The sequence below is a fragment of the Arthrobacter sp. 2YAF22_2 genome (genome assembly GCF_052114645.1).
Taxonomy (GTDB): Bacteria; Actinomycetota; Actinomycetes; order Actinomycetales; family Micrococcaceae; genus Arthrobacter.
This window is the reverse complement of record NZ_JBFRFD010000190.1, coordinates 1-6,165: the sequence shown is the minus strand read 5'-3', so window position 1 is coordinate 6,165 and position 6,165 is coordinate 1. Positions and strand designations below refer to the sequence as shown.

The window sequence follows — 6,165 nt, the reverse complement described above, 5'->3', positions numbered from 1 at the left end:
CGGCGTGGCGGGTCCCGCCACTCCGGGCACCCCCGGCGCGCCGGGTCCCGGCGTCGACGTCGGGCCGGGCGCCGACGTCCYGGCTCCCTTGTCCGCCTTGAGCCGTCCGGTTCCCCGGGAAAACCGCTTCTCGATAAAGTGCTGGCCGACCATCAGCACCGACGTGAAGAGCAGGTACCAGAGGGACGCGACGATCAGCAGCGGCACCGGAGTGAACGTCACCGCCGAAATGCCGCGCGACACCCCGTACAGGTCAACGCTCAACGGGATCGCGGCCACCAGTGAGGTGGTCTTGAGCATCGAGATCACTTCGTTGCCGGTGGGCGGAATGATGATTTTCATGGCCTGCGGAACCACGACGAACCGCATCGTCTGCCCCCAGGACATCGCCAACGCCGTCGACGCCTCGGCCTGTCCCTCGTCTACGGACAGCAGACCGGCGCGCACAATCTCGGACATGTACGCGGCCTCGTTCAGGCCCAGCCCGATCACCGCGGTGATGAACAGGTTGGTGAACACCCCGTTCGGAACGGTGACCCACGGCGTCGTAAACGGAATCCCGAACGTAAACACCGGATAGATCAGCGACACGATGCCCCAGAACACCAGCTGGACGTAGACCGGAGTCCCGCGGAAGATCCAGATGTACAGCCAGGCAATGCTCTTCAGGACCGGGTTCGGGGAGAGCCGCATGATGGCCAGCAGGAGCCCGATGACGATCGCGCCGATCATCGCGTAGATGGTCAGCCACAACGTCACCCAGGCGGCCTGGCTGATCCGGCGGTCGAAAATGTACTTTCCCACGTCGGCCCAGCCATAGTCCGGGCGCTGGGCGGCATCCAACAGGAACACCGCCAGCCCGAGCACCAGGACCACAGCGATCACGTTCCGCCACGGGTGCCGCAGCGGGATGGCGACGATGGCATCTGCCGGGTCCGTGGCTGTGGCCGGTTTCTTAGCCGGATCCGTCACCCTGTCGGCTCCCCGCTCGCTCATGGGTGGTCAGCCCTTGGCGGCCACGTTGAGGTCCGCCTTCTTGATGCCGCCGGCTTCCACACCCCACTTGGCCAGGATCTTGTTGTAGGAACCGTCATCAATCAGCGCCTGCAGCGCCTTTTGCAGGACCGGGGTAAAGTCGCTGCCCTTGGCCACCGGGATCCCGTACGGGGCCACTTCGAAGGCGTCGCCGGCGGTCTGCAGCTTGTCCTTAGTCTTGGAGATCGCATACAGCGTCACGGGCGAATCGGCGCTCATGGCGTCCACTTGTCCGACCACCAGGGCGTTCGTGGCCTGGTCCTGGGCGTCATACCTGAAGATGGTGATGGCCGGTTTCCCGGCATCCGTGCAGGCCTTCGACTTGGCCGGCACCTCGTGTGTGTCCTCATAGGTGGTGGCCTGGACCGCGACCTTGAGCCCGCACGCGTTCTTCGGATCCACGGTCTTGCCCTTGGGCCCGGCCCACTGGATCCCGGCGGAATAGTAATTCACGAAATCGACCTGCTTTTCGCGTTCCACGGTGTCCGTAAAGGAGGACATGCCCATGTCATCCTTTCCCGCCTTGACGGCCGGAAGGATGTTATCGAAGGTGCCGATGTCGAAATTGACCTTCACCCCCAGCACTTTGCCCAGCGCATTGGTGAGATCCACGGACCAGCCGGCGGGGGCGCCGTTATCGTCCTTGAACTCGTTGGGCGGGTAATTGTTGGCCATACCGACGTTGAGCACGCCGGCGCTCTTGATTTTGTCCGGAAGGGCCGCCGCGATTGAGTCGTTCTTCTTCACGTCGACGGCGTCGGAACTTCCGCTGGCGCCGCCCGAGGGAGCGGGCTCGCTGTTGTTGACACAACCGGAGAGGGCTAGGGCAGAAGCGATCGTGAGAACGGGAAAAACATATCGAGTACGCATGGTTTCCTTAGTTGTTCAGGGATTCATCACCCTCACGCGACGCTGCGGGAGGACTCTTAGTGACTGCCGGACCGGAGTGAAATCCCTTCGTTTCACCAGACGCTGTTGTTTCAAAGATTTCTCCGGAATGTCGAATATCCCGGAGAATTTCTCCACCCCGGGTCTTCAACTCGGGAATGCTGGAAACGCCCACTAACGTCATGGTACGCCGGAGCTCGTCCGAGAGGATCTCGATGATTCGTCCGACGCCCTCGGACCCTGCGGCAACCAAGCCATAGAGATAGGCCCTGCCGATTGAGCAGGCGTCGGCCCCCAGCGCCAGCGCCTTAAGGATGTCGCTCCCCCGGCGAATCCCGGAGTCCACATAAATCTCCATCGAATCGCCCACCCGCTGCCGCGATTCCTGCAGGACGTCCATGGGGCTGAGCATGTGGTCCAGCTGGCGGCCGCCATGGTTGCTCAGTTGGACGGCGTCCACGCCAATCCGCGCAGCCTTGGCCACATCTGCCGGGTTGACGCAGCCCTTGAGGATGATCTTGCCCGGCCAGGCCTGCCGTAAGGCTTCGAGCTCCCCCCACCCGCTGGTCGCGTCCGAGTGGCCCAGGATGTCCTGCCACATGGCCGGGGTGATAACGGAAGTGGCCGCGGCACTGCGGGGATCCAGGTTCGGGAAGCTGATTCCCTCCGATCTCAGGAAGTTGATCCACCAGGAAGGACGCCGGGCGATGTCCGCAACGGTGGAAAGCGTTAACGCGGGAGGTGCGGTGAACCCATTGTGAAGATCCCGCTCCCGGGATCCCAGCGCGCGGGTGTCGACGCCGACAATGAGGGTGTGGAAGCCAGCAGCTTCGCAGCGGGCCAGTTTGTCTTTCAACGCCTGACTGTCGGAGCTGAGGCCGATGTTGAACCAGCGCTCAAGGGCCGGCTGCCGCCGGGCGATGGCTTCCATCGGGACGGTGCTCAGCCCAGCCRGCCCGTAAGGAATGCCGGCCCGGTCCGCGGCAGCGGCGACGGCCAGTTCCCCCTCGGGATGGAACAGCCGGGTGGCACCGGTCGGGGTCAGGGTGAGGGGCAAGGTGCTTTTGTTACCCAGCAGGGTCGTGGCCGTGTCGGGTCCGGACACCGGGCCCCAGCTGGGCATGAGGGCCCAGGCATCGAAGACGGCCCGGTTCCGGCGCAGCGTCACTTCGTCCTCGGAGCCGCCGTCGAGGTAGTCGAAGATCCCGGCGGGCAGGACTTTCTTCGCCGCCTTCCGGTATTCCGCCACGTTGAACGCGTTGGCCAGCACCCGGCGTCGGCGGGAGAAGACCGGGGCCTTGACCTGGATGAGCTGCCTGGCTTCACTGATCTTCACTGCGGGCCTTCCGGGTGCGCGCCTGGGTCATGCTTCACGCCCTGTCCGGGCCGGTTAACTTGGCCACGGTCATCAGGATCGCCGAGTCCTCCTCGGCCTCCAGACTGTGCAGCCCGTCCGGCACGATCAGCAGGTCCCCGGCCTTCCCTTGCCAGGATTCGGTGCCGGAACGCAGCCGGACGCAGCCCTTGAGCACAAATACGGTGGCTTCCCCGGGGTTCTGGTGTTCGCTCAGCTGGGTCCCGGCCCGGAACGCCATCACGGTCTGGCGGAGCACCTTCTCGTGGCCGCCGTACACCGTGTCAGCGGCCCGTCCGCTGCCGGCCGCGAGCGCGGCCGCAACTTGCTGACGGGCCAGGGCATCGATCGATATCTTCTGCATGGGGACACCCTAGCCACCGGCCGGGCCCCTGCCGAGGGCCATTTGTCCCGAACGGCCGTTAGCGGCCGCCTGAAAGACCTCCACACCACCCTCGCTAACCTGAAGGACACCTGATGTCACAGCCGCTGACCGCCATCGAGCTCGACGAATTCCTCCCGCACCCGCCCGCCAAGGTGTGGCGCGCGCTCACCGAGCCCGACCTGATCGCGACCTGGCTGATGGAAAACGATTTCAAACCCGTCGCCGGGCACCGCTACACCATGCGCGGCACCCCGAGCCGACGCACGTGATCGCGCACCGCATCATGGGCGGCGGCTGGCGCGGGCAGATCCTCAAGAAGCTGCTGGAAACACTGGCGCAAACAGACAGCTAAGCGGTCCCCTCCCAGCCCTGCCACGGGCACTGCGACTGCCGTCCCTGTTGGGGATCGGCGCCCCTCGCTAGACTGAAATTGCGCCGCACAAGACGCAAATTCGCTTCGGGAAAGGCACGGTCATGACCGAGAACAGCGGCATCAACGACACCCCGGATGAGGCAGCCTCGGAAGAGAAGCCGGAAGAAAAAGACCTGCGGGGGCGGTACGTCGAAGGCAACTTTGGCAAGGCTGGCGCGCAGACCGGCCGGCATACTGACGACGAAGAGGGCCAATACATCGAAGGGAATTACGGGCCGGCCGGCAGCGAGGGCGGACTGCCCGAACCGCTGGGAGCCAAGGCCCGGGAATCTGGACGATACGTCGAAGCCGACTACGGCGAGAGCGGATCCGTACCTGGCCGCACCGCCGACTCCGAAATCGGCCGGTACGCAGAAGGCGACTACGGCACGGACGGGAAAGTGGATCCCCTCCGCAAAGCCGCCGCAGCTAAGGGCACGGATGCGGCTACAGACAAGCCCACCGACCAGCCCGAGTAACTCGGCCCCTGCGCCGGCGAACCAGCCGGACACCCGTCAATACACCACCCGGAAGTTGCTGAACGCTCCGGTGGCCCGGGTGATCCGCTCGTCCACGTGGTCCACCCGCCCTGGCGCCTCCGGCGAGCGCAGCCAACTGCGGAATTGGAGCACCACGTCCTGCGGGCCTTCGACGACGACGGCGACGGTGCCGTCGTCGTTGTTCCGGACGATGCCGCACAACGCGAGTTCCTCGGCCTTGCGCACGGTCCAATAGCGGAAGCCGACTGCCTGCACCATGCCCGCCACCCGGGCCGTCAGGCGCACGGCGGTACCGGTGTCTGCAGCGCCGCGACGGTCAGCGAATTCAGCCATGCGTCCAATGTAGTCCCCGCCCGGCACCGGGGACATCCGGGACTTTCGCCGGACTCGACGAGCCCACCGGGCGACACCGACAATAATGTTCAAAAGAACAGACAATATATAATTGCTTGCGTAATGCACTGCGGCTCACATAGTCTGTGATCAGTTGAAAATGCTTCCCGCCAGGCACTTCGAGCTGCCGGGCGGGACCCAACTTCTGTTCACCACGGGCGCCCTGCCGCCGCGAAAGGACCACATCATGAAGTACGCAAGCTTCCTGGCCGCCGACGGCTCACCCACCTGGGGCATCGTGAGCGAAGGAACCGTCTATGACCTCGGCCCCACCGGAGCCGACCTGGCCCCCACCCTGCGTGCCGCCGTCGAACAGGGCATCTTCGGCACCCTCGGCGAGGAATTCCGCACCGCGCCGGCCCGCGATGAAACTGAGATCAAATTCCTTCCGGCCATCACCAATCCGGGCAAGATCATCTGCATCGGCGTGAACTACCGCAGCCACCAGAACGAAACGGGCAACGCAGCCCACCAGAAGGAACAAAAGGCCCCCACCGTCTTCACCCGCTTCGCCGACTCCCAGATGGGCCACCTGCAGCCGGCCCAGATGCCCGCGACCACGAATGAATTCGACTACGAGGGCGAAATGGCCCTGGTCATCGGCAAGGAAGGCTTCCACGTCGCCGAAGCAGACGCCTTCGAGCACGTCGCCGGCTACGCCGCCTACAACGACTTCAGCGTCCGCGACTGGCAGCTCTCAACCACGCAGTGGACCCCGGGCAAGAACTTCCCCGGCACCGGCGGCTTCGGGCCCTACCTGGTTCCGGCCGCGGACCTGGGCGACGTCGACAAGCTCACCCTGGAAACCCGCGTCAACGGCGACGTCCGCCAGAAGGCCTCCGTGGCCGACCTGTACTTCACCATCCCCCAGCTGATCGCCTACGTCACCGGCTTCACCCGACTGTCGCCGGGCGATGTCATCGTCACCGGCACCCCCGGCGGCGTCGGCCGGTTCATGGTCCCCTCCGGGCTGCTCAATGAAGGCGACGTCGTCGAGGTTGAAATCACCGGCCTCGGGACCCTGAGCAACACGGTCCAGCTGGTCTCCTGATGGGCAACGTCATCGATACCGACGTCCTGGTGATCGGAGCGGGCCCCATCGGCCTGGCCGCGGCGAACCTGCTCGCGGACCAGGGCGTGAGGGTGATGCTCGTCGAGCGCAACGCCAGCACCAGCGACGAGCCGCGCGCCATCAGCG

At 65.1% G+C, this 6,165-nt stretch carries 9 protein-coding genes; 4 read left to right on the top strand and 5 right to left on the bottom strand.

The window, feature by feature from the left end; all coding sequences use genetic code 11:
- The 4 genes from AB4Y86_RS09570 to AB4Y86_RS09555 form a co-directional block, all read right to left on the bottom strand.
- On the bottom strand, positions 1-996 hold a 996-nt coding region (locus tag AB4Y86_RS09570; protein ID WP_441402008.1), incomplete at its 3' end, for an amino acid ABC transporter permease.
- Positions 997-1,002: 6 nt separating this feature from the next.
- Positions 1,003-1,905, bottom strand: coding sequence for an ABC transporter substrate-binding protein (locus tag AB4Y86_RS09565; RefSeq protein ID WP_441402007.1), 903 nt, complete (start codon positions 1,903-1,905; stop codon positions 1,003-1,005).
- A gap of 7 nt (positions 1,906-1,912) precedes the next feature.
- Positions 1,913-3,259, bottom strand: coding sequence for an alpha-hydroxy acid oxidase (locus AB4Y86_RS09560; RefSeq protein ID WP_441402006.1), 1,347 nt, complete (start codon positions 3,257-3,259; stop codon positions 1,913-1,915).
- 34 nt (positions 3,260-3,293) lie between these two features.
- Complete coding sequence (locus tag AB4Y86_RS09555) at positions 3,294-3,641, bottom strand: cupin domain-containing protein (protein WP_441402005.1); 348 nt, start codon at positions 3,639-3,641, stop codon at positions 3,294-3,296.
- Positions 3,642-3,754: 113 nt separating this feature from the next.
- On the opposite strand from AB4Y86_RS09555, the gene AB4Y86_RS09550 reads away from it, so the two are divergent.
- Both AB4Y86_RS09550 and AB4Y86_RS09545 read left to right on the top strand, forming a co-directional pair.
- The gene (locus AB4Y86_RS09550; protein WP_441402004.1) at positions 3,755-3,931 is read left to right on the top strand and encodes an SRPBCC family protein; all 177 of its coding nucleotides are present in this window, start codon (positions 3,755-3,757) and stop codon (positions 3,929-3,931) included.
- A 205-nt stretch (positions 3,932-4,136) separates the two neighbouring features.
- Entirely contained in the window at positions 4,137-4,553 is a 417-nt protein-coding gene (locus AB4Y86_RS09545; RefSeq protein WP_441402003.1) for a hypothetical protein, read from the top strand.
- 36 nt (positions 4,554-4,589) lie between these two features.
- On the opposite strand, the gene AB4Y86_RS09540 is transcribed toward AB4Y86_RS09545, so the two are convergent.
- On the bottom strand, positions 4,590-4,907 hold the full coding sequence (locus AB4Y86_RS09540) for an acylphosphatase (RefSeq protein WP_441402002.1): 318 nt from the start codon (positions 4,905-4,907) through the stop codon (positions 4,590-4,592).
- Between the two features lie 247 nt (positions 4,908-5,154).
- Here AB4Y86_RS09540 and AB4Y86_RS09535 point away from each other — a divergent pair, with 247 nt between their 5' ends.
- On the top strand, positions 5,155-6,018 hold the full coding sequence (locus tag AB4Y86_RS09535; RefSeq protein ID WP_441402001.1) for a fumarylacetoacetate hydrolase family protein: 864 nt from the start codon (positions 5,155-5,157) through the stop codon (positions 6,016-6,018).
- A partial coding sequence (locus AB4Y86_RS09530) for an FAD-dependent oxidoreductase (protein WP_441402009.1) occupies positions 6,018-6,165 on the top strand: 148 nt, incomplete at its 3' end. The genes AB4Y86_RS09535 and AB4Y86_RS09530, both read left to right, overlap by 1 nt.